Annotated in this window: 2 protein-coding genes; one reads left to right on the top strand and one right to left on the bottom strand. The window is 45.3% G+C overall.

The genetic code is table 11. The features are described from left to right. Positions 1 to 108: 108 nt before the first annotated feature. Positions 109 to 1,866 (top strand): ABC transporter ATP-binding protein, encoded by a 1,758-nt coding sequence (locus QT974_RS27140; RefSeq protein WP_333471513.1) that lies wholly within the window; start codon positions 109 to 111, stop codon positions 1,864 to 1,866. 14 nt (positions 1,867 to 1,880) lie between these two features. Here QT974_RS27140 and QT974_RS27145 read toward each other — a convergent pair. Continuing rightward, positions 1,881 to 2,088 (bottom strand): hypothetical protein (locus tag QT974_RS27145; protein ID WP_333471514.1); only part of this gene is annotated, 208 nt, incomplete at its 5' end.

The raw sequence follows: 2,088 nt of genomic DNA on the forward strand, positions 1-2,088 counted from the left end.
GCGTAACTTTGAGAAGAATCTTGTTCCCCCCTTATTAAGGGGGGTTAGGGGGGATCGAAATGCGTAAACCCTAATCTATAAAAACAGAACTTACGAGGGCAAAATATCTTGAAAACTCGATCGACATACTGGCAAATCTTACCCTACCTCCATCCCCAAAAACAAACCATCGGTAAAGCATTAGCTTGTACCGCAGTCTTTACCATATTTTGGCCGATAATCGCGTGGCTGGTGGGCGAAACAGCCAAATTTATAGGAAAAGGAGATTTACAAGGATTCGCCCAAATCGCGGCACTCAGCGCAGTCATATTTCTGATTCGCGGTACAGCCCAGTACGGTCAAGATACGCTGATGGCAAAAGCAGCCTTGACTATTGCTTTAGAAATCCGCAAAAAAGTCTATTCCCACCTCCAAAAACTCAATATCGGCTACTTTGAAACTGCCAAAACCGGAGATTTATCCTACCGTCTCACAGAAGATATTGACCGGATTGGCGAAGTTGTAAATAAATTTTTTCATCAGTTTATCCCTTGTGTGTTGCAGCTAATCGTAGTCATGGGATATATGATTTATCTCAACTGGCAATTAACCTTGGGTGCATTAATTATTGCACCGTTGATGGCTATCTTAATTGGCTGGTTTGGCGAAAGACTGCTGAGTTATTCGCGCCAAAGTCAAAATCGCATTTCAGATTTATCAGCTTTGCTAACAGAAGTATTTAGCGGCATTCGTTTAATCAAAGCGTTTGTAGCGGAAGATTACGAAATTGCCCGCTTTGCAGAAGAAGCGGAACAAAACCGCCGCGCGAAGTATTTGTCGGAACGAGTAAAAGCTCTTCAGTTCGTCGTAGTGGGCTTTCTGGAAGCGATGAGTGTGATTTTGCTCTTTTTCCTGGGTGGTTGGCAAATTGCCCAAGGAAATCTCACTGGTACGCAATTTATCAGTTATATCGCAGGAGTTGCGCTGTTAATCGATCCGATCGCAATTACCACTGCAAATTACGGCGATTTTAAGCAGGGAGAGGCTTCTAGCGATCGCATTTTTGAACTTTTAGCAATTGTACCCGCAATCGTCGAAAAGCCAGGGGCGATCGAACTTCCCCACGTTACCGGAAAAGTCGAATACCGCAACATTAACTTTGCCTACCCCCCTCAACCCCCCCTTGACAAGGGGGGGCTAGGGGGGGTTCCGATTTTACAAAATATGAGTTTGTTGGTGCTTCCTGGAGAAATGATAGCCCTTGTCGGCGCATCCGGTGCGGGGAAAACTACTTTAGTAAACTTGTTACCGAGATTTTACGATCCGCAAGCGGGACAGATTTTAATTGACGGGATTGATATTCAAGATGTGACATTAAATACGCTGCGCCGACAAATCGGGATTGTGCCGCAAGAAACTATTTTATTTTCGGGTACAATTGCTCAAAATATTGCTTTTGGTCAGTCTTATTACGAACTAAAAGATGTAGAAAAAGCGGCGCAAATTGCCAACGCCCATCAATTTATCAGCGAGTTTCCCGACGGTTATCAAACTTGGGTGGGAGAAAGGGGTGTCAACTTATCGGGCGGACAAAAACAAAGAATTGCGATCGCCCGCGCAGTTTTGCTCGATCCGCGAATTCTCATCCTCGATGAAGCGACATCGGCGCTAGATTCGGAGTCGGAAGCTTTGGTACAGGAGGCCTTGGAGAGATTGATGCGCGATCGGACTGTGTTTATTATCGCGCACCGTTTGGCTACTGTGCGGAAAGCCGATCGCATATTAGTTCTCGAAAAAGGTAGAGTGATGGAATCTGGGACGCATGAGGAGTTGTTGGAAAAGGGATCTCGATACGCTCGTTATTACGCTCAGCAATTTAGTCAGTAGGCTAAGTTATATTATTATGTTATACCGAGATGTAGGGGTGAAGCATTTGGGCGACAATTCATGGATAAAACGCGATATTTTATATCCAAATGCTTCACCCTCCGACGCGCGAGTGATGTAGGGGTGAAGCATTTGGGCGACAATTCATGGAGAAAACGCGATATTTGATATCCAAATGCTTCACCCTCCGACGCGCGAGTGATGTAGGGGTGAAGCATTTGG

Origin of the sequence: Microcoleus sp. BM001215392, from assembly GCF_036700185.1 — a bacterium.
In the GTDB taxonomy this organism is placed as follows: domain Bacteria; phylum Cyanobacteriota; class Cyanobacteriia; order Cyanobacteriales; family Microcoleaceae; genus Microcoleus.